Raw genomic sequence first — 24,222 nt, 5'->3', positions numbered from 1 at the left:
TCATGATTCAGGACATCCACCAGGAAAAAATTCTCATCCTCGATTTCGGCTCCCAGTACACTCAGCTGATCGCCCGCCGGGTGCGCGAGGCCCATGTCTACTGCGAACTGCATCCCTTCGACATGGATCTGAAGGCGATCAAGGCCTTCGCGCCCACCGGCATCATCCTCTCCGGCGGGCCCAAGTCGGTCTACGACGAGGGGGCTCCGGCGATCGAGGAAGAGCTGTTCGAACTCGGCGTGCCGGTACTCGGCATCTGCTACGGCATGCAGCTCATGAGCCGCCATTTCGCCGGCGAGGTTGTGCCCGCCGGCAAGCGCGAGTACGGTCACGCCGATCTCGAGGCGATGGGCCAGCCGGGACCGCTCTTCGACGGGTTCTTCGCCGACGGCAGGAGCCCGGTCTGGATGAGTCACGGCGATCACGTCGAGACGATGCCGCAGGGCTTCGAGACGGTCGCCCGCACCGCCAACGCCCCGGTTTGCGCCATCCAGAACCTTCAGCGCAACCTCTACGGGGTGCAGTTCCACCCCGAGGTCAACCATACGCCGCGCGGCGAACTGCTGATCGATACCTTCGTGCGCAAGATCTGCGGCTGCAGCGGCCAGTGGACGCCGGGGCAGATCATCGAGGACGCCGTCGCCCGCATCCGCGAGAAGGTCGGCGACGAAGAGGTGATCCTCGGCCTGTCCGGCGGCGTCGATTCGTCGGTGGCCGCCGCCCTGATCCATCGCGCCATCGGCGACCAGCTGACCTGCGTCTTCGTCGACAACGGCCTGCTGCGCCTCGGCGAGGGGGACCAGGTGATGGCGACCTTCGGCGAGAACCTCGGGGTCAAAGTGATCCGGGTCGACGCCGAAGACCGCTTCCTGGCGGGACTGGCCGGCGAGACCGACCCGGAGAAGAAGCGCAAGGTCATCGGCAACCTCTTCGTCGATATCTTTGAAGAAGAGTCGAAAAAGCTGGCCAATGCCAAATGGCTTGCCCAGGGGACGATCTACCCCGACGTCATCGAGAGCGCCGGGGCGAAGACCGGCAAGGCGCACAACATCAAGAGCCATCACAACGTCGGCGGCCTGCCCGACTACATGACCCTCAAGCTGCTCGAGCCGCTGCGCGAGATGTTCAAGGACGAGGTGCGCGCCGTCGGCGAGGAGCTCGGCCTGCCCCACCGCATGGTCTGGCGCCACCCGTTTCCCGGACCGGGGCTGGGGGTGCGCATCCTCGGCGAGGTCAAGAAGGAGTTCTGCGACATCCTGCGCCAGGCCGACGCCATCTACATCGAGGAACTCTACGCCAGCGGCCACTACGACAAGATCAGCCAGGCCTTCGCCGTCTTCCTCCCGGTCAAGAGCGTCGGCGTCATGGGCGACGGGCGCACCTACGAGTACGTCGTCGCCCTGCGCGCCGTGGAGACGAAGGACTTCATGACCGCCGGCTGGTACCCGATGCCCTACGAGGATTTGGCCCGCATCAGCAGCCGCATCATCAACGAGGTCAAGGGGATCAACCGGGTCACCTACGATATCTCGAGCAAGCCGCCCGCGACGATCGAGTGGGAGTAGACCGCAAGGGGGCAGGTTAACGGTTGGACGTTGCCGGCCCGGGATCAGAACAAGGTGTACTTTGTGAGCCGTCGATTATTTCGACGGCTTTTTTTTGTCTTTTTGGTTCCCCTGCGAAAGCCGCGGCGCGGTATCGGTTTCGAGCAAGCTCGTGCAACTAAAGAAGTCACGATCTGGGAGACAGAGGCCGTCTCGGGATATGATCTTGACTCCGGCGCTCCTGGACAGTCGTTTTCATTAAGGGGCCGCCGTCTCACATCTGATAGCAGGGGGAACCTTTGACCGTTCCTGATGACGGGATTGGCGGTAGGGTGAGGAGGCCCTCTCGAAACTCTTTCGAGTAACGGCCGTATGGGCCTCTTTCCCCCTGGACGCCTATGTTGAGGGTTCACTTTACGATTGGCGTCACTGTTTTTAACCCCACCTCGCGTGCTGCCCCTCTTGGATTCTCCTTGCCTCGTTCATCCGACTCGCTCTGCGGAACCATTGCTGTGTTGGGGCATTTCCCCCCTCCCTTCGGGGTCATTTGCCCCGCTGTGTCTGAAAAGCTTTCCCCGGATTGTTCTGCCCGGCGGAAAAGAGCCGACCAATTAACTACTTCCAATCATGTTCGAAATCGGTACCGGTTTTTGCATCCGTTGTTTAAGGTTTTTCCATGAGCGGGTGCAAAGGTGGGGTCTGGTCACCGTGTCCCGATTCTCGCAAAGATTTCGTCGGCTTGTCGGCTGTCATTTTTTGAGGTGCGGCGAACCTGTCATGCAAATGAATCCAGGAGGTAGGTAATGAACCCCGAGAAAATGCGTTTTGCTTTGCTGGTCACCTTTTTGCTGCTCGTCTTCGACATCGGTACCGCGGCCGCCTTCGTGACGGGCAATGATTTTTCTTTTGTCGCCGTCGGAACTCCCCAGACCGAACAGGTCAATGTGACGCTTCACGACGACTGGACGGTCGAGTTGACCGCCTCCGGGGCCCTGAGCGGTCCGATGAAGATCGATCGCGGCCGCCGGGTCTTTATCGGAAGCGGCACCTACGAGGGCTGGTCGTACCGCAAGGCGCTCTACGAGATTGACGGCTACGCGGGGGAGATCTACCAGGTGTGCAACGGCAGCCAAGGCTGGGGAGCGCTTACCGGGGACCTCCACGGGGTGGCCGCCTTTGACGGTACGGCGCGAACACTTCACCTGACAAGCATCGGCGGGGTCAAGGCATCCGGCACGGTCGCCCTGACGCTCGACAACGTCATTAACGGCACCACCAGCGCCCTGGCCGACGTCCCGGTCAGGATCAGCACCAACACCATCGCCGGCATGGCCTCGGGTGTCTGCAACGGTCTGATCGAAAGCAACGGCACCGCGGTCCTGATCCAATCCCTCGAGAGCGGGTTCGTGCTGCGCGACTACTCGGGTGACTGCGGCCCGGGGTCGACCTACCTCTACGCCGACCAGAGCATGGTCCCCGATGTCATGCCCCGCATCGGCATGAGCGATGGCCCCCTGTTCGGCATGCACGAGGCGACGGTCTACGGCCCGGTCGTTCTCGGCTCTGCCGGCGAGGGCAGACTCGAGCACGTCTTGGCCGCCTCCCCCTCGACCATGGCGGGCAGTATCGGATCCCTGGGGCAGGTCACCCCGCCGACAGACAGCTACGCGGTCACCGCCGTCGGCAGCCGGGTTTATGTTGCCGACGGCCACAACGGGTTCCGGATCATCGACGCCGGCGAACCGGCCGCCCCCGTGGAGATCGGCGCCATAGACCTGGAGGGCTGGACCGCCGGGCTCGCAGCGGCTGGCGATTACGTCTACGCGGCGACCGGCTCTGACGGTTTGCGCATTGTCGACGTCAGCGACCCCACGCAGCCGGTTGCGGTCGGCTTCCTCGACCTGACCGAGGCCCGGGCGGTCCGCGTGGTCGGCTCTCGCGCCTATGTCGTCGGTTACGAGGGCCTGCACATCGTCGATGTCAGCGATCCGGCAAACCCCGCCGTCATCGGTTCCGTAGACGCGGAAGAGGCGTCTGACCTGGCGGTCGCCGGCGATTACGCTTACCTGGCCCGGGAGATGTACGGTGTGACGGTCATCGACGTCGCCGACCCGGCCCATCCCTACGAGGTCCAATCCCTGGGGGGCGGCAGGAGCGCAGCCACCTCCCTGGCCATCGAGGCGCGCGGCGACTATCTATATTTCGCCAACGCGTCTGCCGGTCTCTGGATCTACGACCTCAGCGATCCCGCGAACCCTGTCCGGGTCAGCACTCTTTCGATTCCGGGATACGTTTCGGGTCTGAGCCTCTCGGGCGACATTGCTCTTGTCGCCGGGGACCGCTACGGCCTCTGGGCGGTCGACATCAGCGACCCGGCCCTGCCCGAAATCATCGCCAACCTCGACACCCCTTCCGCGGCTTTCGACGTTGATGCCGCGGCCAGCACCGCCTATGTGGCCGACTACGACTCCCTCCAGGTCGCCCATTTCGATTTCGCCGACATCTCCGGAACCCATATCCTGACCATGGATGTCACGGTCGACCAGTGCAGCGATATCACCCTGACTGAAAACACCGACCTCCTCGTGCAGGAAGGTTCCGATCCCATGTCGATGCCCACTACGGGGGCCATCACCGGGACATCGGAGGTCACCGTCGCCAGGCAGGTTTCGTTCCTGACGGGCAGATCGGAAGGGAGGGGGTATTCCCGCAGCGACTGGACCCTGACCGAGGCGGGCACGGGCAAGGTCTACCGCTCCACTCTCTACGGGGTCGGCTTGGCGCCCATCGGCCTGCAGTTCGGCGGATCGGTCGGGGACATCAACGGCACCTTCGAAGTCGAAGGCGGCTCGGTCCGGCTCTTGATCACCAGCGTCGAAGGCGAACAGGCAGGCGGGGAACTGGTCCTTCCCGTCTCGGTCCCGACCACTTTTGCCCAGAGCAGCACCCTGCTTGCCACCCCGGTCCATTACATTTCCGGCTGGCAGACCTCCGGCGCCGCCAGCGGCGCCGCCAGCGGGCCCTTCCTGCAGATCGTTGATGAAGAAATACAGGTTCCCGCGCTGGCCCCGGGAGACTCGGGCTTGATCATGACCACCTACTGGGTCGGAGAGCCCGTCGAGGAGAACGAGTCGCGAGGGATGATCTATATCGATGGCGGAACGGGCATCCTCTTCGGCACCCACGGGCCGCATCGAGTCATGGCCGCGAGCCCCGTTCCGGGCCCTTGCAGTCCCGGGAACCAGCATGTTCTCACCGCCGAGATGGTGCTGCCCGGTTCGGATCCGGTCGACAACGGCGTCGTGGCGTACTATCCTCTCGACGGCAACGGCCTCGACGCGGGAGGCAACGGCCTCGACGCCGCGGTCCACGGCGCAGTCCCCGTTGCCGACCGTCTCGGCGGCGCGGGCGCCGCTCTCCGTTTCGACGGGAGCGACTACGCGAGCATCCCCGACCATGTCGATTTCAACATCGCCGGGGACCTGACCATCGCCGCCTGGGTCCGCGCCGAGAACCTGACCGATTCCAAACACATCTTCAGCAACATGCTCGAGGTCTCGCCCCACTCCGGTTACATGATGAGCACCGTGGACGGGACTCTGCACTTCATGGCGGGCGACAGGAGCATTTTCTCCACGGTGCGCATCGACGACGGCACCTGGAAGCATGTCGTCGCGACCCTCTCGGGGACGACCGGGACGATCTACATCGACGGCGTGTCGCACACCTCCGGTACGCTCGGCGTACCGACCTACGAAACGCATGTCGACCAGACCATCGGCGGCGCCTACACCCATGCGACCTACAACTTCCCCGGCGACATCGACGAGTTGACTATCCTCAACCGGGCTCTTTCGGGCGCCGAGGTGACGACCCTTTACACCGGCGTGGACCAGGAAGATGACGGCGGCGACGCCGACGGCGACGGCGTCAGCGACAACCTGGACAACTGCCCGCAGAGGGAGAACCCCGACCAGGGCGATTTCGACGAAGACGGCCTCGGCGACTCCTGCGACGAGGACGGCGACAACGACGGGTTCCCCGATTTCTACGAACTTCCCTTCCGCTATGACGCCAGCGAGTGGCAGGACGGCGACGGCGACGGCATCGGCGACAACGCCGACAACTGCCCGCTGGTTCGCAACCCGGACCAGCTCGCCTCGGGCGGCAACAGTTACGGCGACGCCTGCAGCGATGACATGGACCAGGACCGGATGCCGAACGCCTACGAACTGGCCAACGGCCTCGATCCCGCCGACCCGGCCGACGCCTCGGGCGACCTCGACGGCGACGGGCGCAAGAACCTGACCGAATATCTCAACGGCACCAATCCCAGGGTCGGCGGGGACCCTGTCACCCTCTTTACCGAAATCGGCTTTATCGACCTCCCGGGGATGCAGGTCAACGACATCGATCTCGATTTAATGACCGTCTATGCCGCCGCCATGGACGCGGGAGTCCGGATCATCGATGTCGGTACGCCCGAAATGCCCACCGAGATTGGCGCCTACGAGATGGCGACCGAGGCCTGGGAGGTGGCCTGCGCAGCCGGCTACGCCTATGTCGGCGATTCCGACATGCGGGTCATCGACGCCACCGACCCGGCCGCACCGCGGGAGATCGCCCATTTCCCCACCGAGGGCTGGCTCTGGGGCATGGGTACCGATCTCGATTACTACTACGCCGCCGATTACCATGGGGGATTCCGGGTGTTCGATCTTATCGACCCGGCCCGCCCAGTGCAGGTCGCCTCGATCCCCGTCTCCGGCACGGTCAACGATCTGGTGATCGACGGTCGCCTGGCTCTTCTGGCGACAGGCTCCGGCATCCCGGAGGCCCCGGGTGTCGTCCGCATCATTGACCTGAGCGATCCGACTTCGCCCCTGGAGGTCGGTTCTTTCGAAACCCCAGGCATGCCGACTCAGGTTGCCGTTTCCGGCGACTACGTCTTTGTCGGCGAGTTCGGCAGGGAGCCCGGCACGGACAACGGGATCAGGGTTCTCGACATCTCCACCCCCTCCGCCCCCATCGAGGTCAGATTCTTTTATGAGCCGGGAATGTTGATCCGGGACATGGCGGCCCAGGAGAACATGCTTTACTGGATCGGCAGCGATCAGCGTCTGTGGGCGGCCGATGTCACCGACCCGACCCGGTTGCACGGCGGCAATTTCACCGATCTGCCAGCCCCCGCCTGGAGCCTGCGAATCGATGAGAAAAAGGTTTTTCTCGGCGACAACGAAGGCCTGCGGGTGATCCGGATCGACGGACCGGTAGCGGGCGCATCGCCCGGTACGGAAAATAGCCACATCTGGACCAACGACCTGACCATCGACCGGTGTTCGGAGTCGCTCTACAGCGACCACGCCGACGTCCTCGTCGAGAGGGACTCGCAATCGGGGACGGTTCCGGTCACCGGCCTGATCAACGGAACCATTGAGGGCACCGTCGATCGGCGCATCACGATCCTGACCGGCGCGAAGGCCGGCTGGGGCTACTTCCGCACCAGCTGGACCGTGACGTCCGATTCGGGGGAGATCTACCACTCCAAGGGCTACGGGGTGGTCGACATCACCGCCAACAAGCATTACGGCGCACTGGTCGGAGACATCAGCGGCACCTTCCGCAACGACGGGCCGGATACCCGCCTCTACGTCAGCAGCATTCGCGGGGAGAAGGCGAGCGGCGAAATGGTCTCGCCCCGGCCCGCTCCCATCACCTTCGCCGAGACCGAACTGCTCGAGAACACCCCGCTTGAAATCTCTGGCGGCTGGGAGGCCTCCGGCGCCGCCTCGGGGCCATACAGCGGGCCCTTCTGGAACAACATCGAAGAGGCGGTATACATCCCGGCCCTGGCGCCGGAAGATCCGGGCTTCGTCAAGGGCACTTACCGGCTCGGCGCCGCCTCGCTGGCCGACAGGGGCGATAGCTTCGTCTACATGCACGGCGCCAACGGGGCCAGCATCGTGTATTCGGGGCCCTATACCGGCGTCGGCTTCGGCCCGCTGCCGACCTCCTGCGCGCAGGGAACCCGCTTCATTTCCCGGGGCGAGGTCGTGATGCACTACAACTTCGTCGAACCGCAGAACGATGTGGCGATCGCCGTTCACCCGGACGATACCGAGGTTTTGAGCGAACCGGTCGAGATCCTCTTCGAGGAGATCAGCCAGGCCGGATCGGTGAAAGTCCTGGTCGATCCCGGCACACCGGAGCCGACCAGCTACCATTTCAACGGCACCATCTTCGATATTTCGACCACCGCAGCTTACTCGGGCAGCGTCGAGATCTGTCTGCCCTACGACGACACCGGCATGAGCGAGCAGGACGAGCTCGCCCTTTCACTGCTGCACTTCGTCGGCGGCCGCTGGGTCAACATTACCGAGCTGAGCTCAGCCGACCCCAACCCGGACATCGACAGGAACATCGTCTGCGGCAAGACCGATTCCTTCTCGCCCTTCACCGTCGCCACCCCGACTCCCGACGACACCGACGGCGACGGCATCCTCGACGGAGATGAACTGACGACGACGTTCACCGATCCCAACGATCCCGACACCGACGGCGACGGCATGCTCGATGGCTGGGAAAACCTCTACGGTCTCGACCCGAACGCTGACGACGCATCGGCGGATGCCGACGGCGACGGATTGTCCAACCTGCAGGAGTTCCTGTCGGACAGGGACCCGACGGCGGGCATATCCGGCGCGTCCACTGCCACGGCCAACCGCGTTCCGGTCATGGACGGCTGGTGGCTTCTGCTCGGGGCCCTCGGCGGCATGGGCGTGATCGGGCGCCGCAGGAAAACCTCTAACTGATCGGTCATCGGATGACAAAGAAACAAAAAATACCCGTACAACATCCGGGGGCGGCAAGCAGCCGCCCCCGGTTTCCTGTCGGCCGGGTCTGCACGGTCTTTGCGCTGCTCGTGTTCGGGCTCAACCTGGCCCATTGGCAACTCATGACGCCGGGCTACCTCCTGCCCCTGCAGGAGGCGACGGCCCGTATCACGGCGGCACTGGTCTCTGCCTCGGGCATTCCCCTGACCCTGACGGGGATCGAAATCATCATGCCGGAGGCGCACTGGAAAATCGTCGCGGAGTGCACCGCATACTCGGCGGCTTTCGTATACCTCTCCTTCGTCTTCGCCTATCCGGCCAAGGTGAGGTCCAAGGCCATCGGGATGGCCGTCGGGATACCCTTTCTGTTTGCCGCCAATATCGTCCGCCTGGTCGGATTGGCTTGGGTGGTGCGGCTGATCCCTCGCCACGAGGCTCTGGTGCACGACTACGTGTGGCAGGTGGCGTTTCTTTTTCTGTTGATCCTGATGTGGCTGGCCTGGATCGAGATGGTGGTGAAGCGTGAAGATAAATGTGTTGTTCCTGGCTAAACTGCTCGGTTTCTCCTTGCTGCTCTTCGCTTGCCAGAAGTGGGTGATGATGGGGTACGAGCTGATCCTGCTCCTGGCCATGTTCCTGCTGTCCAAAGGTTCCGGCCCTTTTCCCGCCTACTACGACAGCGCCTACCGGATAATCCCTTTCCTCGCCCTGGTCCTTGCCACTCCGGGACTGTCGCCGAGGCGGCGTCTTCTGTCACTCCTCGGCGGCTTGTCAGCCTTCTGGGCCATCGACCTGCTCAGCTTCATGGTCTGGGGGGCGCCGCCTTCCAGGGGCCTCGGTGACGGGGCCTCAAAGGCCCATTACCTCTACAGCCTTTTCTGGGAGCTTGCCGGCCACTGGGTGTTGCCGATACTGCTCTGGATCATCGCAGCCCACCGACAATTGGGCGAACTGCTCCTGTCGAGCGATCCCCAATCGTCCGAGGACGCCAAGGCGACTCAAGCCTAGCCGGTCATTCCTGCTGCCGCCGTGCAGGAGGCCGACGTGGTGTCATATGCGATTGCTCTGCAGCGAGAAACCCTCTCCGGTATCGTTCCGGCCGTTGTTGTTCTTAACGGACGCAGGAGATTCATCGCCCTAATAATCACGTTTGTTTGTCTGCCTCGTCCTGGTATAGAAATCGTTTGCCGAACTGCAGGAGTTGCTTCCCGTGGGCATTTTCCGTAAACTGCGGTTCGAGTGAAACATCTAATCAAGGGAGGGCGGGGTGAGCGATCAGCAGACGACGCTGCAGGAGCTGAAGGAGAGGATGGCCGCCTTCGTGCGGGAGCGGGACTGGGAGCAGTACCACGCCCCCAAGAACCTCTCCATGTCCATCGCCATCGAGGCGGCCGAGCTGATGGAGCACTTCCAGTGGCTGACTGTGGAACAGTCGAAGGCCCTTGACGCCGAGGCCCTTGAGGAGATCGGCGAGGAGCTGGCCGACATCGTCATCTACGCTCTCTCCATGGCCAACACCCTCGGACTCGACCTCTCCGAGACGGTGCTGGCCAAGATGGCGAAGAATATCCGCAAATACCCGAAAGAGAAGGTGCGGGGCAAATCCCACAAGTACACCTACTATCGGGACGGGGAATGAGCGGCCCGGTCCGCAAGCCGGGCAAGCCGGCCAAGAAATACAGCCAGGCGGCGCGGCTGCACGATGTGATCCGCATCCTCAAGGCCCGCTACGGCGCGACGGTTGCGGAGCTGGCCGAGGAGTGCGGGGTGACCCGCCGTACGGTCTACCGCGACCTGCAGGCCCTGGAGGAGGCCGGCTACCCCCTGACCCGCGAGGAGCAGCCCGACGGGACCGTGCTGCACGGCTTTATCTCCGAGTTCAAGGACACTCTTCCCATCACCTTCTCCCTGCAGGAGCTGATGACCCTCTACTTCTGCCGGGGCCAGCTCGCTTTTCTCCGCGGAACCCCCTTTCAGGACGACCTCGACGCCATCTTCGCTCGCATCCGCTCGGCCCTGCCGGCCCGCAGCGTGGCCCACCTCGAGCGCCTCGCCGAGGCGGCCGTGCCGCGCTTCCAGGGACTGCGCGACTACAGCGGCAAGCGGGAGATCCTTGAATCGCTTCGAGATGCCCTGCTTCGGCAGTACCGTTGCAAGATCCTTTACGCCCCGCCGCGGCGGGAGGCCGAGGAGTACCTTTTCGATCCCTACACACTCCTGTTTTTCAAGGACTCCCTCTACCTCGGGGGATTCGCCCACAACCGCGGCGCACTGCGCCTTTTTCTCGTCGATCGTCTTCAGCGCGTCGAGCCCGGCGCCGAGCGCTTCGAGGTTCCCGAAGATTTCCGGGTCGAAGACCTGACCGGCAGCGCCTTCGGGCTCATCGACGACGCGCCGATGGCGGTTCGGGTCCGCTTCGCCCCCGAGGTGGCCCACCTCATCCGTGAACGGACCTGGCACCCCGACCAGCTCCTCGCCGTTGAGAAGGGGTGCTCCGTCGTCCTTTCCTTCGATGCCGGCGGCGAAAAGGAAATCCTCTCCTGGCTCTATTCCTACATCCCCCACGTCGAAGTTCTCTCCCCGCCGGAACTGAAGCGCACCTTTGCCTAAGGCCTGGAAAAGGCCCTGGACAGAAACGCAACGGCGTAAGATCTTTTTTGCCCCTGGCTTCTGGCCCCCGGCCCCTGCGACATATTCTGTCACCAGTCTCTGGTATCTCTTGTTTCACGCAGGACAATCCTTTCGTACAGGAGGCAGAAGATGGTCTGGCTGAACATGGCGGGAAACGACGGCAGTCTGCTTTATCTTGACGTATTCAACGTGGAGCATCGGCGGCAGCGGGGGGAGAAGGTCGTCGCTGTCTCGGCCGTGCTGGGGGACGGCCTCTTCGAGGGGCAGGTCCTTCTCGAGGTGGGGGTGGGGGTTGAGGTGACCTTCGTCGATGCCTGGCTGGCCGAGGAGCGCTTGCGGGACTTCTTCGCGCGGGTCGACCGCGAGGAGGTCGAGGAAGCCCTCGAAGAGGCCGCCCGCGCCCTGACGGGGTCGGCGGGACGGCAGGCGCCATCGCCCGCCTGGATGTCCCCCCATCCCGGCGGAGGAGGCTCTGCATCCCGGGTCGCCGAGGACGCTCCGACATGGAGCGCGGTGGCCTGAAGGACAGGGCGGGTAAGCCGTTGCAATTTCGGATTCGCTGGGGTACAAAAGGGGAAACCCCCTGCCAAGGACCGTCCCCATGCGTACCCTCGTGCTCGCCTCGACAAGCCCCTACCGGCTGCAACTGCTGCGCCAGCTAGGCCTCCAGTTCCACGTCGACGCCCCCCTGTTCAAGGAGGAAATCGACCAGGAGGTGGCCCCCGAACTTCAGGTCAAGCACCTCGCCCACCACAAGGCCAAAAGCCTTCGGGAGAGATATCCCGATGCCCTGATCCTCGGCGCCGACCAGGTGTTCGTAGACGCCCGCGGCCATGTCCTGGGCAAGCCCGGGACGGCGGAGGGGGCCTTTCGGCAGCTTCGCGAGATGGCCGGGCGCAGCCACGTTTTCTACACGGGGGTCAGTCTCTTCGACAGCGCCTCGGGGGATTCGGTCACCGACGTCGCCACCTACACCGTGACCCTCCGCTCCCTGAGCGACGACCAGATCCGGACCTATCTCGAGCGGGAAAACCCCTTGGACTGCGCCGGCTCCTTCAAGATCGAGGGGCTGGGCATCGCCCTCATGAAGCGCATGGCGGGAGACGACTACACCGCCCTGATCGGCCTGCCCCTGACCAAGGTGATCGACCTCCTCGGCCGCTTCGGGGTGGAGGTTCTCTGACCCCTCGGGTATCGCTTGACGCCCCCGCCGCTCTGGGGTAACATGCAGGCGCCTCGAATCCAGCCAACCGGTCATCGCAACGCGGCAGCGTTCGCCGATATCGGTTTTTTTTTACCCGCCGCAGGGCGGGGGGCGAAAGGTGACAAGGAGGAAGTGAAAAGCCCGCCCGGCAGGCTTTTCCTCCCCTGCGACCTGCCGCTTGACACCTCGACATCCAGGTTTCCATGGAACACGCCAATTTCGTCCATCTTCACCTCCACAGCCAATACAGTCTTCTGGACGGGGGGATCAAGATCCCCGACCTGATCGACCGCGCGAAGCAGTACAAGATGCCGGCGGTCGCGGTCACCGACCACGGCAACATGTTCGGCGCCGTGGAGTTCTACAGCAAGGCGATGGCCGCCGGGATCAAGCCGATCATCGGCTGCGAGGTCTACGTCGCGCCCGGCTCGCGATTCGACAAGAGCAACGCCCGCGGCAGCTCGGAGGCTTCGTTCCACCTGGTCCTGCTCTGCAAGAACCTGGTCGGCTATCGCAACCTGTGCCGCATGGTTTCGGCCGGTTACCGCGAGGGGTTCTACTACAAGCCGCGCATCGACTGGGAGCTGCTTCGGGAGCATAACGAGGGGCTGATCGCCCTGACCGCCTGCCTCGGCGGCGAGGTGCCCTCCCTCATTGGCAAGGGGCAGCTCGACCGGGCGACCGAGCGGACCCGTGAGATGGCCCAAATCTTCGATCGCGACCGCCTTTACCTTGAAATTCAGGAAAACTTCCTCTCCGAGCAGGAGCCTGTCAACAAGGGGCTGATCGAGATCTCCCGGGAGCTTTCCCTCCCCATGGTCGCCACCAACGACTGCCACTACCTGACCCGCGAGGACGCTTACGCCCACGAGGTGCTCCTCTGCATTCAGACCGGCAAGACGATGGACGACCCCGGGCGGATGCGCTTCTCCAACGACGAGTTCTACGTCAAGACGCCCGCCGAGATGGCCGAACTCTTCAAGGCCACCCCCGACGCCCTGGCCAATACCGTCGCTATCGCCCAGCGCTGCAACCTGGAACTCGACTTCGACACCTACCATTTCCCCCAGTACGAGAAGCCGGCGGACAAGACCCTCGACGATGTGCTCGAGGAGATGGCGAAGGATGGCCTTGAGGAGCGGCTCAAGGCCATCCGCAGGCTTCAGTCCGATTTTTCCGCCGAGGACGAAAAGGACTACCGGAAGCGGCTCGACATCGAGCTCGACTGCATAAAGCAGATGGGCTTTCCGGGGTATTTACTCATCGTCGCCGACTTCATCAACTGGGCCAAGGACCACGACATCCCGGTCGGGCCCGGCCGCGGCAGCGCCGCGGGCTCCCTGGTGGCCTACTCCATCCGCATCACCGACATCGACCCGATGCCCTACAACCTCCTTTTCGAGCGCTTTCTCAACCCGGAGCGCGTGTCGATGCCCGATATCGACGTCGACTTCTGCATCTACGGCCGGGAGGAGGTCATCGACTACGTGCGCAAGCACTACGGGGAGGCGAACGTCGCCCAGATCATCACCTTCGGCACCATGCAGGCCAAGGGGGTCATCCGGGACGTCGGCCGGGCGGTCGGGATGTCCTTCTCCGAGACGGACAAGGTTGCCAAGATGATCCCCGGGGTGCTCAACATCACCCTCAAGGAGGCCCTGGCCCAGGAACCCAAGCTCAAGGAGTACGCCGAGAAGGACCCTCAGGGCAAAGAGCTGATGAAGGTGGCCCAGGCCCTCGAGGGGCTGACCCGCCACGCCTCGACCCACGCCGCCGGGGTGGTGGTTACCCCCCGGCCGCTCCCCGAGTACCTGCCGCTCTACACCGACCCCAAGTCCGAAGCCCAGGTCACCCAGTTCGCCATGAGCTACGTCGAGAAGATCGGGCTGGTCAAGTTCGACTTTCTCGGCCTCAAGACCCTGACCGTCATCGACAACGCGGTGCGCATTATCCGGGCGGGCAAGACCCCCGATTTTGATCTCGACCTGGTCGGCGACGACGACCCCAAGACCTACGAACTTCTCTGCGCGGGGGAGACGACCGGCGTCTTCCAGCTCGAATCCTCGGGCATGAAGGAGATGCTGATCAAGCTCAAGCCGAGCTGCTTCGAGGACATCATCGCCGCCTGCGCCCTATACCGGCCCGGCCCCCTCGGCTCGGGGATGGTCGACTCCTTTATCAAGCGCAAGCACGGGTCCGAGAAGTTCGGCTACGATTTTCCCCAACTCGAGCCGATTCTCAAGGACACCTACGGGGTCATCGTCTACCAGGAGCAGGTCATGCTCATCGCCCAGGTCCTGGGGGGGTACACCCTCGGCGGCGCCGACCTGCTGCGCCGGGCGATGGGCAAGAAGAAGGCCGAGGAGATGGCCAAGGAGCGGGAGAAGTTCCTCGCCGGGGCCAAGGAAAACAAGCTCGACCAGAAGAAGGCGGCGGGGGTCTTCGACCTCATGGAGAAGTTCGCCGCCTACGGCTTCAACAAGTCCCACTCGGCCGCTTATGCCCTTATCGCCTACCACACCGCCTACCTCAAGGCCCATTACCCGGTGGAGTTCATGGCGGCGCTTCTCACCGAGGACATGGAGAACACCGACAAGGTGATCAAGAACATCGCCGAGGTGCGCTCCATGGGGGTCGAGGTCCTGCCCCCAGACATCAACGCCTCGGACCGCTCCTTCACCGTGCACGACAAGTCGATGCGCTTCGGCCTCGGCGCGGTCAAGGGGGTCGGCGCCGCGGCCATAGAGGCGATCCTCGAGGCGCGCAAAGAACAGTCCTTCGAGTCCCTCCACGATCTCTGCGAGCGGGTCGACCTGCGCCGGGTCAACAAGAAGGTCGTCGAGGCCCTCCTCAAGTGTGGTGCCTTCGACTCGCTCGGTGGCAAGCGCGCCCAGTACATGGCGGCCCTTGAGGACGCCATGGAGGTCGGGCAGAAAGTGCAGCGGGAGAAGGCTCAGGGCCAGGAGTCCCTCTTCGGCGCCGAGGAGATCATCACCTCCCCGGGCAACGGCTACGGCAAGCTGCCGGAGCTGGAGGAGTGGGACGAGAAAATCCGGCTCGGTTTCGAGAAGGAGGCCCTCGGCTTCTTCATCACCGGGCACCCCCTGGCCCGCCACAGCGCCGTCATCAAGCGCTTCGCCACCTGCGACACGGCGGGGCTGGCCGAGCGCAACGACAAGGAAGAGGTCAAGGTCTGCGGCCTGGTCTCCTCCATCAAGGAGCTGACCACCAAAAAAGGGGACCGGATGGCCTTCGTCACCCTCGAGGACCTCTCCGGTTTCGTGGAGATGGTGGTTTTTCCCGAGGTCTATCAGGCCGCCGGCGAGCTGCTCAAGGGAGACGAGCCCCTGCTGGTCAGCGGCTCGCTGGATGTCGGCGAAGAAACTTGTAAACTAATGGTGTCCGAGGTCCTTTCCCTGCAGAACGTCAAGGAAACCTTGACCAAAAGGATCCATTTCCGCCTCACCACGCCGGGCCTGGAAGAGGCGCAGCTGCGGGCCCTGCGGCAGATCGTGGAACGACACCGCGGCAGCTGCGACGTGCTGCTGCACCTGGTCATTCCGAATCGCAGCGAGACGGTCCTCGCTCTTCCCGACAGCCACAAAGCTGCTGCATCCGACGCTATTATGGAAGACGCCGAAAAGTTGTTCGGCTACAATGTCATAACCTTCGAGTGACGGGCGGGCCGCACCGGTGGCACGCTCAAGGTTCACCCGGGCCCGCCTGCCGGGTGAAAGCTGAAATGACAGGAGATTAAAGATGCGTTTTTCCCTAGATTTTGAAAAGCCCCTGGTCGAACTGGAACGGAAGATCAGGGAACTCAAGGAGTTCTCCACCGCCAAGGTCGATTTTACAGGGGACATCCGGAAGCTTGAGAAGAAAGCCGACAAGCTGCGGGCGGAGATCTTCTCCAACCTTTCGCGCTGGCAGCGGACCCAGCTGGCGCGGCACGTGGACCGGCCTTTCACCCTCGACTTCGTGGAGCACATCTTCACCGACTGGTTCGAGGTCCACGGCGACCGCAACTTCCGGGACGACCCGGCCCTGGTCTGCGGCTTCGCCCGCCTCGACGGGGAGCCGTGCTGCGTCATCGGCCACCAGAAGGGGCGGGACACGAAGGAAAAGGTCTACCGCAACTTCGGCATGCCCAACCCGGAGGGGTACCGCAAGGCCCTGCGGGTAATGCAGATGGCCGAGCAGTTAGGGGTGCCGATCTTCACCTTCGTCGACACCCCGGGGGCTTTCCCCGGCATCGGCGCCGAGGAGCGCGGCCAGGCCGAGGCGATCGCCCGCAACCTGCGCGAGATGGCGGCCCTGACCGTACCGGTCATCGTCACCGTCACCGGGGAGGGCGGCTCCGGAGGGGCCCTGGCCATCGCCGTCGGCAACAAGGTCCTGATGATGGAGTACTCGGTCTACGCAGTCATCTCCCCCGATGGGTGCGCGGCGATCCTCTGGAGCGACGGCACCAAAGGCCCCCAGGCCTCCGAGGCTCTCAAGCTGACCGCCCACGACATCCGCGAGCTCGGCTGCGTCATCGACGACGTCATCCCCGAGCCCCTCGGCGGGGCGCACAACGATCCGGTCGCCGCCGCGGCCAAGGTCAAGGAATACCTCAAGAAGCATCTCGAAGACTTGCAGCAGCTCTCCGCCGAGGAGATCGTGGAGCAGCGCTACGAGAAGTTCCGGGCCATGACCCGGGTCGCAGAGTAGGGTGAGCCACCAGGTCGTAGGCCTCGGCCAGTGCGCCCTCGACCTGCTCGGCACCCTGTCTCGCTATCCCGGGGTCGATGAGAAGGCGGAGCTGCACGAGGTCCTGATCCAGGGCGGCGGGCCGGTGGCCACGGCCCTGGTGGCTCTTTGCCGACTTGGCGTCGAAACGGCCTTTTGGGGCCGGGTCGGCGACGACGACTTCGGGGAGAAAATCCGCTCCGGACTGGAGGGGGAGGGGGTCGATTGCAGCGGCCTCCTTTCCGACTCAGGACGGACCAGTCAGGTCGCTTTCATCGCGGTTGAAGGGGGAAGCGCCCACCGCAACATCTTCTGGCACCGGGGCAGCGCCAGGCCCCTGGAGCCCGATGAGGTGGACCCCGGGATCCTCGGAGCCGCGCAGGTCCTGCACCTCGACGGACTGCAGCGGGGGGCGTCCCTGGCCGCTGCCCGCATCGCCCGCTCTCGGGGTTTGATCACGGTCCTCGACGGAGGCACTTTCCGGGAGGGGACCGAGGAACTGCTTCCCCTTATTGACCATCCCGTTGTCAGCGAGCGCTTCGCCCGCTCTCTCTGCCCCGATGACCCTCTTCGGGCCGTCGATTTGCTCCTCTATCGCGGGGGGCTGGCGGCGACGGTCACCCTCGGCGCCTTGGGCAGCCATACCGGAAGCCGGGAGGGGGAACGATTCCATCAGCCCGCTTTCTTGGTCGACGCAGTCGACACCACCGGGTGTGGGGACGTCTTTCACGGCGGCTACATCTTCGGCCTGCTCCAGGGGTGGCCCTTGAAGCGGGTCGTCCGTTTCGCCGCCGCCTGCGCCGCCCTCAAGGCCCGCAAGCTCGGCGGGCGCACTGCGATTCCGACCCTTGCCGAGGCGGAGGCTTTTCTTGCCGAGCGGGTCGATGCCTGATCCGAGGGAGGGATTGCGGTGAACCGCTCCGGTGCCCCCTTCTCGTTTGCAATTCCATCCAGGACAGCCACGAAAAGCTCTGAAAAGCAGGCAGATAGGTGGTCGTGGCTAAACCATCGCTTTAAATGTCTTCAGTGCAGATTTCAGGATGTCTTTGCGCCTTGAGAGAGCGCATCGAACTGGCGTGAGACCTGTTTCCGCTTTACCCCGAAGTTGAAGGACCCGATGTCCCTTAAACGCATTTACTATTCTTTTCTTCTTCTGTTCCTTGCCCTTCTGCTCGGTGCCTGCGGTGGCTACCGCACGCGGGTCATCGACACCCCCGAGAACAGCCACCTGAAGGGGCACCAGAAACCGTACACGGTCAACGGCGAGCGTTACGAGCCGATGCTGCGCTCCGAGGGGTTCGTGCAGGAGGGGGGCGCCAGCTGGTATGGGGAGAAGTTCCACGGGCGCAAGACGAGCAACGGCGAGATCTACGACATGTATGCCATGACCGCCGCCCACAAGACCCTGCCCCTCGGGGTGACGGTCAAGGTTCGCCACCTTGGCAGCGGGAAAGAGACGGAAGTGCGGGTCAACGACCGGGGTCCCTTCGTCAAGGGGCGCATCATCGACCTGTCTCTCGCCGCGGCGACGAAGCTCGGGGTGGTCGGTCCCGGTACCGCGCCCGTGAGGATCGAGGCTCTCGGTTTCCGGCAGATCGGCGAGGCGGGGAAGGTGGAGTACCGGCGCCTGGACAGCTACGACTCCGGCCCCTTCGCCATCCAGGTGGGGGCCTTCGGCGTTGCGGCCAACGCCGAACGGCTGAGGGCGGACCTGGAGGGACGCTACGGCGTGGCCACGGTGGAGCAGGAGCGGGTCGGCGGCACCCTCTTTCACCGGGTTCGGGTCGGCCGGTACGAGTCCCTGCTGGCCGCCGATCAGGCCCGGGCGAGCCTTGCCGCGGCGGGGCATGGGAACGGTTTCGTGGTGGCGATCGACTAGGGAGGGGAGCGGGCCGGGCCGCAAGGGCCGCCGCCGAATTTACTTGAAGAGGGAAGGGGAAGCCGCCGGACCGGAATGATCGGTCCGGCGGCTTTCGCGCTTCAGGAGGGCGCTTCTTTCGATGGCCTCAGGCGCGTGGCGGCCCGGCGAGGAACCCCTTGACCCTGGCGAGGTAGCGGCGGGTTTCCCCCGGGAGCGTGCCGTCGCTGCGGTCCAGGTTTCCAGGCCCCCAGTTGTAGGCCGCGAGGGCCGAGTCGAGGTCCCCGTCATAGCGGTCGAGAAGCTGCCTCAGGTAGCGGGTTCCCCCCATGACGTTCTGCTCCGGGTCGAAGGAGTCGCGCACCCCGAGCTCTTGCGCGGTGGCCGGCATGAGCTGCATCAGGCCCCTGGCCCCGGCGGGTGAGACCGCCTGTGTGTCGAAGTCGCTCTCGGCCCGGATCACCGACCTGACCAACCTCGGCTCCAGGCCGAAGCGGCTCGCGGCCTTCTCCACAATGGCGTCGAGGTTCGCCGAGTCTTCCTTGTAAAGGCTCAGCGCCCGGTTTTTTTCTGGTGCGGCCGGCAGTGGCGGGGACGGTTCGATATTTTGATCCCCGCGGGCCACGGCGCTCCGCAGGTTCTCCAGCCAGGCGGAGGAGGAAAAAGCTCCGCCGCCGCTGTCTCCGTCCGACAGGCCCAGCAGGCCCCGGGACATCTGGAGGCTGACCATCCGGGCCAGTGCCGGGCCGTCCACGGAGGGGGTAAAGCCTTTTTCGCTTTTGCGAAGCAGGGACTCCAGGGCATTTTCGAAGGCGGAATCTTTGCCGTGGCCGCGGTGCGGCGCGCCCCTTTCCGCCGGGAACGCTCCCTTTCCGGGGAGCCCTCTTGCTGGGTTGATCGCCATCCGGTTCTCCACGCCTGTCGGAAAAATGTCATCGCAGGCCGGTTATGGGGACGACCGAATGAAAATGCAGGGAGCGTACCAAACGGGTGGTCACAACGCCCTTTCTCGAGGTCCTTCAGCCGATGGTTTTTTCGCATCGCCGAAGGGCCGACGCTGAGCTGGGGTTAATGGCCATGAGGATTGACACGGGAGAGGGGGTTGGGTTATTTCTAGCAGAAGTGTGTTTCATTAGGTACGTGGGAAAGGGGCTGAAAGTGCGCCGTTTTTCCCCAAAAACGGAGCCCAGTAAAGCGTATGTATGTCCCCGTCCGCGGTAAACTTGCCCTGGCAATGGCTTTCGCCATCTCCTGGGTCGCCTTCAGCCTTTATGTCGCCCTTCCCTGGATCAACGACCTGGCCGAACTCTTTTCCCTGCCCGTGGCCTGGTTTATCGTCGCCGGCATCGCCCTGATTCCGGGATGGGCCAACGCCTTCCTTGTCGCCGGACTCCTGATCGACCACCGGCCCCGCTACTTCATCCACGAGAAACTGCCGCCGGTGACTCTGCTCATCGCGGCCTACAACGAGGAGGGGTGTATTGGCGACACTCTCCGTTCGGTCGCCGTCCAGGACTATCCCGGGGACGTGGAGGTGCTGGTCGTCGATGACGGTTCCACCGACCGGACCCGCGAGGTCGTGGCCGAGACCATCGGGACCCTCGGGGCCGGGAAGAATTTCAGCTTCCGGCTGATTCCGGTCTTTCCCAACGGGGGCAAGGCCAACGCCCTGAACGTCGCCCTCGCCCAGGCCAGTCACGATCTTATTGCTTCGGTCGACGCCGACACCCACCTGTTCAAGGATGCCCTGGCCCGCATCGTCACCAATATCATCGACGGTCCCGCCCATACCGCGGCTGTGGCCGGCACGGTTCTGGCCCGCAACTCGCGGAACAACATGATCACCAAGCTCCAGGAATGGGACTACTTCCTGGGGATCTCCGTGGTCAAACGCATCCAGTCTCTTTACCAGGGGACCCTCGTCTCCCAGGGGGCCTTCTCGGTGTACCGCAGGGAGGCCCTGGAGAAAGCGGGGGGGTGGGCCGATACCGTCGGGGAGGACATCGTCCTGACCTGGGCCTTTCACGAGCTCGGCTACCGGGTGGGGTACGCCGAAAACGCCTTCGTCTTCACCAATGTTCCCGAGACCTATGGTCAGTTCTTTCGCCAGCGCAAGCGCTGGGCGCGGGGGCTGATGGAGGCGTTCCGCTTTCATCCGCGGATCTTCACCCGACCGAGGATGATCACCCCCTTCATCTACCTCAACGCACTCTTCCCCTACCTTGACCTCGTCTTCCTGTGCGTCTTTCTTCCCGGCGTGTTCGCCGCGGTCTTCTTCCAGTATTACGCCATTGTCGGGGTCATGACCCTGCTGTTGCTGCCTCTGATGCTTCTGATCAACGTTTTGATGTTTTTCAACCAGCGGCGCATCTTCCGCCGCTACGGCCTGAAGGTCCGCAAGAACTTTCTCGGGCTTATCCTTTACATGCTGACCTACCAGGTGATCATGTCTCCAGCCAGCATTCTCGGGTACTTCTCCGAATTCTTTCACTTCAAGAAATCATGGGGGACGAAATGATCCGCCTGTCGATGGTTCTGCTGATCACCCTGGTCCTCTTCGCCCAGGGGGCTCACGCCGGCAACCGCGTCACCGGCGGGGTCGAGTTCTCCAGCGACAGCGACGACGCCGATCAGTACGGCGTCTACCTGGGGTACTCGCATCGCTTCGACGACAGTGCCTATAAGCCTGAATGGGGCTTTCGCGGCGGCGTGTTGACTCTCAACGACGTCTCCGGATCGGAACGGTTCAAGGTCCTGGAACTGAACCACCGTTCGGACCTTTCGGAAAACATACACCTCGACCTGAAGGGGAAACTCTACCAAGGTGACGACTGGTCCCCCGCCCTCTATGCGGCCAACCTGGTTTACGGCCCGACCCGCAAGTGGTACGCGGAGGTCTTCGCCGAGCGGGGGATCGTCGACTCGGTGACCTCCGCGCGCCTCGAGTACACGGTCGATACCTACGGCGTCTCTGCCGACTACAACATTACCGACGAGTTCACCGTGGTCGGGGCGCTCTTCACCCAGGACTTTTCCGACGGCAACGACCGGCTCGGCCGGGTCGGGCGCATCGTCTACACGCCGCGCAACCACGACTGGTTCAACGTCCAGCTCAAGGGGCGGGTCCTGGAGAGTGATTTCAACGGCATCGGGTATTTCAGCCCCGACCGGCTCGAGGAATACTTTCTTCTCTTCGGCGCGGCCAAAGCCTTCGGGGGCGACAACTGGGTGATTCGTGGCCTGGCCGGTCCCGGCATCCAGGTGATCGACGACGAGAACAAGGAGGCCTACTGGGCGGAGGCCCGGCTCAAGGGGTGGTTCACTCCGGAGTTCGGCCTGGACACCCGTTTCGGCTGCACCACGGCCCAGGCGACAAGCGAGAGCTACCGCTACTGCTTCGGTCACGCCAACCTGATCTACGCCTGGTGAGGCAGGCCGGACTTGCCTAGACCCGGTTCTTTTTCAGCTCCTCCAGCCCGTAGTGGGTCCCCCGCCAGTCGATCCCCCCTTTCAGGGTGATCACGATCGCCGAGCGCCACAGCACGTAGACGAAGAGCAGGGTCGCCAGGGGCAGGCCGAGGCCGTAGCGGAGCCGGATGCCGTTGGCGGAGGCGCACTCGAAGTAGATCAGGCAGATGGCCCCGACGACGCCCAGGTTGCACCACCAGGTGATCCCCGAGGTCAGCAGGACCGCCGCGAAGGGCCATGCGAAGCCGAGCAGGCAGGCGAGGGTTCCGGCGATCAGCAGAGCCCAGTTGTAGTTCACCCCGGCGAAGGTGTTTTTCTCCAGCCCCCGCACCATCTCCCCCGCCGAAGCGTACCACTCCACCCGCAGCATTCCCCTTCCCGCCAGCAGGTCCTGGCGGAATCTCTTTTTCTTGATCAGCTTGCCGAGTTTCATGTCGTCGTCTGGGCGCATGGCGATCGCCCGGTGCCCTCCTGCGTGTTGGTAGGCCTTCCGGCGCACCATGTTGAAGGCGCCGATGCCGATGTGGGCGCCGCTCTTCGGATTGCGGACGGCCCAGGGCCGGGCGTAGAGGGTGAAGAAAATCATGAAGGCCGCCGCGAAGCAGTTGAGGATCCATCCCTTCATTGCGACCTCCGGCCCAACCGCCAGATGGTCGATGCCGGTGCGCTCCATATAGGAGACAGCTCTGGAGACAGCCGAAGGCTCCATGACCACGTCCGCATCGGTGAAGAGCAGGATGTCCCCCTGCGCCCTTTGCGCGCCGAGCCACAAGGCGTGGTTCTTGCCCAGCCAGCCCGGGGGCAGGTCTGTGACGGTGACGACGTGCAGTTGGGGACCGTTCGCCCCGAGTTCCTCGAGGATGGCGCCGGTGGCGTCTGTCGATCGGTCGTTGACGACGACGATCTCTTTGGCCGGGTAGTCCTGTGCCATGACCGAACTCAGGGCTTCGGCGATGTTGCGCTGTTCGTTGCGGGCGGCGATGATGACCGAAACCGGGGGGCAGACCTTGCAGGGGGCGACGGTCCCAAGGTTCAGGCGGTATCCCCTGCTCCCGAAGAGGGCGGCAGCGAAGGCGGCAAAAAAGCCGAGAGTGCCGAAGGCGAGGGCCGTGAGCAGGGCTGTCATCTCTTCTTGTCCATATAGCCCCGCTTCTTCAGCTCTTCGCGGATCAGACCCTTCTGGCGCGGAGTCAGGCGGGGGGAGGCGAGAAGGTTGTTGATGTCGCTGGGCTTGAGGCGGGGCAGGAAAAGGGTGAACCAGACCGCCGGGGTCTTGCGGTTTTTGAGGATAGCGAGGCGCACGTTGGGCCGGTTTTTCCACCGGGGGTGACGGGCCGCCGCGGAGATCGACGCGGCGGTTCCGTGGGGTCCCTGGAGGAGTTGCAGGATGGAGACTTCTTTCAGCCTGGGATTGGACAGGCAGGCTTCCATCAGGGCCGGGTGGCCTTCCTTGAGGAGTTCGCCCGCAACCGTCGCCGTCGCCCTGCGGGCGAGGGTGATCTTATTGCCCAGTTCGGTCTCGGCCAGGCGCTGGACGATGGCCCTCTCGGCGGCCACGCGCTGATCCGGGGTGACCCCGGGCAGGAAACAGAGGTCAACCAGTTCGAAGAGGTGGAGGTGGGGAAGCAGGCTGCGGACGATCGGCCCGGGGGTGGCCGGGTTCCGGACCAGGGCGACCTTGAGGCGATGGCCGGGGCGCTTCTGCTCAAGTTGGTAGAGCGCCTTGAGCAGGGCATCTGACAGGTCGCGGCGTTTGAGAAGCGCAAGGAGATGTTCTTCGGAGATGTGAGGGTTTTTCAGCGCGGCGCGCAGGACGTCCCCGGAGGAATCCTGCAGTATCGCGAAGAGGGCGTCCCCCCGGGCCGACAGGGCAAGCCGGAGACGCCCGGCCAGGCCCGGGTCGAGGCCGCCTCTATGGTCCGCATCGCTCATGCGTCCATTATGGGATGCGGC

Annotated in this window: 17 protein-coding genes; 14 read left to right on the top strand and 3 right to left on the bottom strand. The window is 64.0% G+C overall.

Going from position 1 to position 24,222, the window contains the following annotated elements:
• The first annotated feature begins 2 nt into the window (after positions 1-2).
• The 12 genes from guaA (at position 3) to C0617_RS02390 (ending at position 18,822) form a co-directional block, all read left to right on the top strand.
• Complete coding sequence (guaA, locus tag C0617_RS02445; protein ID WP_291315432.1) at positions 3-1,565, top strand: glutamine-hydrolyzing GMP synthase; 1,563 nt, start codon at positions 3-5, stop codon at positions 1,563-1,565.
• 782 nt (positions 1,566-2,347) lie between these two features.
• The gene (locus C0617_RS02440) at positions 2,348-8,356 is read left to right on the top strand and encodes a LamG-like jellyroll fold domain-containing protein (protein ID WP_291315431.1); all 6,009 of its coding nucleotides are present in this window, start codon (positions 2,348-2,350) and stop codon (positions 8,354-8,356) included.
• 11 nt (positions 8,357-8,367) lie between these two features.
• On the top strand, positions 8,368-8,928 hold the full coding sequence (locus C0617_RS02435) for an archaeosortase/exosortase family protein (protein WP_291315430.1): 561 nt from the start codon (positions 8,368-8,370) through the stop codon (positions 8,926-8,928).
• Positions 8,915-9,385: a hypothetical protein gene (locus C0617_RS02430; protein ID WP_291315429.1), complete on the top strand. Its 471-nt coding sequence runs from the start codon at positions 8,915-8,917 to the stop codon at positions 9,383-9,385. The genes C0617_RS02435 and C0617_RS02430 overlap by 14 nt, the downstream gene beginning before the upstream one ends.
• A gap of 259 nt (positions 9,386-9,644) precedes the next feature.
• Positions 9,645-10,016 carry a nucleotide pyrophosphohydrolase gene (locus tag C0617_RS02425; protein ID WP_291315428.1) on the top strand — a complete coding sequence of 124 codons (372 nt, stop codon included), beginning with the start codon at positions 9,645-9,647 and terminating at the stop codon, positions 10,014-10,016.
• A complete protein-coding gene (locus C0617_RS02420) occupies positions 10,013-10,987 on the top strand; it encodes a transcriptional regulator (protein ID WP_291315427.1) in 975 nt (324 codons plus the stop codon). Before C0617_RS02425 ends, C0617_RS02420 begins: the two co-directional genes overlap by 4 nt.
• A 150-nt stretch (positions 10,988-11,137) precedes the next feature.
• Positions 11,138-11,530: a hypothetical protein gene (locus tag C0617_RS02415; protein ID WP_291315426.1), complete on the top strand. Its 393-nt coding sequence runs from the start codon at positions 11,138-11,140 to the stop codon at positions 11,528-11,530.
• A gap of 79 nt (positions 11,531-11,609) precedes the next feature.
• Complete coding sequence (locus C0617_RS02410; protein ID WP_291315425.1) at positions 11,610-12,191, top strand: Maf family protein; 582 nt, start codon at positions 11,610-11,612, stop codon at positions 12,189-12,191.
• Between the two features lie 224 nt (positions 12,192-12,415).
• A complete protein-coding gene (gene dnaE, locus C0617_RS02405) occupies positions 12,416-15,889 on the top strand; it encodes a DNA polymerase III subunit alpha (protein WP_291315424.1) in 3,474 nt (1,157 codons plus the stop codon).
• A gap of 82 nt (positions 15,890-15,971) precedes the next feature.
• Positions 15,972-16,925 (top strand): acetyl-CoA carboxylase carboxyl transferase subunit alpha, encoded by a 954-nt coding sequence (gene accA / locus C0617_RS02400; protein WP_291315423.1) that lies wholly within the window; start codon positions 15,972-15,974, stop codon positions 16,923-16,925.
• 1 nt (position 16,926) lies between these two features.
• Positions 16,927-17,835 carry a PfkB family carbohydrate kinase gene (locus C0617_RS02395; RefSeq protein WP_291315422.1) on the top strand — a complete coding sequence of 303 codons (909 nt, stop codon included), beginning with the start codon at positions 16,927-16,929 and terminating at the stop codon, positions 17,833-17,835.
• Positions 17,836-18,060: 225 nt separating this feature from the next.
• The gene (locus C0617_RS02390; RefSeq protein ID WP_291315421.1) at positions 18,061-18,822 is read left to right on the top strand and encodes a septal ring lytic transglycosylase RlpA family protein; all 762 of its coding nucleotides are present in this window, start codon (positions 18,061-18,063) and stop codon (positions 18,820-18,822) included.
• A gap of 127 nt (positions 18,823-18,949) precedes the next feature.
• On the opposite strand, the gene C0617_RS02385 is transcribed toward C0617_RS02390, so the two are convergent.
• The gene (locus C0617_RS02385; protein ID WP_291315420.1) at positions 18,950-19,705 is read right to left on the bottom strand and encodes a lytic transglycosylase domain-containing protein; all 756 of its coding nucleotides are present in this window, start codon (positions 19,703-19,705) and stop codon (positions 18,950-18,952) included.
• A gap of 294 nt (positions 19,706-19,999) precedes the next feature.
• Between C0617_RS02385 and C0617_RS02380 the strand changes: the two genes are divergently transcribed.
• Positions 20,000-21,319 carry a glycosyltransferase gene (locus C0617_RS02380; RefSeq protein ID WP_291315419.1) on the top strand — a complete coding sequence of 440 codons (1,320 nt, stop codon included), beginning with the start codon at positions 20,000-20,002 and terminating at the stop codon, positions 21,317-21,319.
• Positions 21,304-22,230, top strand: a complete 927-nt coding sequence (locus C0617_RS02375) for a hypothetical protein (protein WP_291315418.1) — start codon at positions 21,304-21,306, stop codon at positions 22,228-22,230. Before C0617_RS02380 ends, C0617_RS02375 begins: the two co-directional genes overlap by 16 nt.
• Positions 22,231-22,246: 16 nt before the next feature.
• Here C0617_RS02375 and C0617_RS02370 read toward each other — a convergent pair whose 3' ends face one another.
• Complete coding sequence (locus C0617_RS02370; protein ID WP_291315417.1) at positions 22,247-23,395, bottom strand: glycosyltransferase family 2 protein; 1,149 nt, start codon at positions 23,393-23,395, stop codon at positions 22,247-22,249.
• Complete coding sequence (locus tag C0617_RS02365) at positions 23,392-24,201, bottom strand: hypothetical protein (protein WP_291315416.1); 810 nt, start codon at positions 24,199-24,201, stop codon at positions 23,392-23,394. The genes C0617_RS02370 and C0617_RS02365 overlap by 4 nt, the downstream gene beginning before the upstream one ends.
• Between the last annotated feature and the right edge of the window lie 21 nt (positions 24,202-24,222).

The sequence above is a fragment of the Desulfuromonas sp. genome, from assembly GCF_002868845.1.
Classification (GTDB): Bacteria; Desulfobacterota; Desulfuromonadia; order Desulfuromonadales; family BM501; genus BM501.
This window is presented reverse-complemented; position numbering and strand designations above follow the sequence as displayed.

Coding starts and splice junctions, on each gene's coding strand:
- guaA (WP_291315432.1), top strand. CDS start 3: ATGATTCAGGACATCCACCAGGAAAAAATTCTCATCCTCGATTTCGGC.
- C0617_RS02440 (WP_291315431.1), top strand. CDS start 2,348: ATGAACCCCGAGAAAATGCGTTTTGCTTTGCTGGTCACCTTTTTGCTG.
- C0617_RS02435 (WP_291315430.1), top strand. CDS start 8,368: ATGACAAAGAAACAAAAAATACCCGTACAACATCCGGGGGCGGCAAGC.
- C0617_RS02420 (WP_291315427.1), top strand. CDS start 10,013: ATGAGCGGCCCGGTCCGCAAGCCGGGCAAGCCGGCCAAGAAATACAGC.
- C0617_RS02415 (WP_291315426.1), top strand. CDS start 11,138: ATGGTCTGGCTGAACATGGCGGGAAACGACGGCAGTCTGCTTTATCTT.
- C0617_RS02410 (WP_291315425.1), top strand. CDS start 11,610: ATGCGTACCCTCGTGCTCGCCTCGACAAGCCCCTACCGGCTGCAACTG.
- dnaE (WP_291315424.1), top strand. CDS start 12,416: ATGGAACACGCCAATTTCGTCCATCTTCACCTCCACAGCCAATACAGT.
- accA (WP_291315423.1), top strand. CDS start 15,972: ATGCGTTTTTCCCTAGATTTTGAAAAGCCCCTGGTCGAACTGGAACGG.
- C0617_RS02390 (WP_291315421.1), top strand. CDS start 18,061: ATGTCCCTTAAACGCATTTACTATTCTTTTCTTCTTCTGTTCCTTGCC.
- C0617_RS02385 (WP_291315420.1), bottom strand. CDS start 19,705: ATGGCGATCAACCCAGCAAGAGGGCTCCCCGGAAAGGGAGCGTTCCCG.
- C0617_RS02380 (WP_291315419.1), top strand. CDS start 20,000: ATGTATGTCCCCGTCCGCGGTAAACTTGCCCTGGCAATGGCTTTCGCC.
- C0617_RS02375 (WP_291315418.1), top strand. CDS start 21,304: ATGGGGGACGAAATGATCCGCCTGTCGATGGTTCTGCTGATCACCCTG.
- C0617_RS02370 (WP_291315417.1), bottom strand. CDS start 23,395: ATGACAGCCCTGCTCACGGCCCTCGCCTTCGGCACTCTCGGCTTTTTT.
- C0617_RS02365 (WP_291315416.1), bottom strand. CDS start 24,201: ATGAGCGATGCGGACCATAGAGGCGGCCTCGACCCGGGCCTGGCCGGG.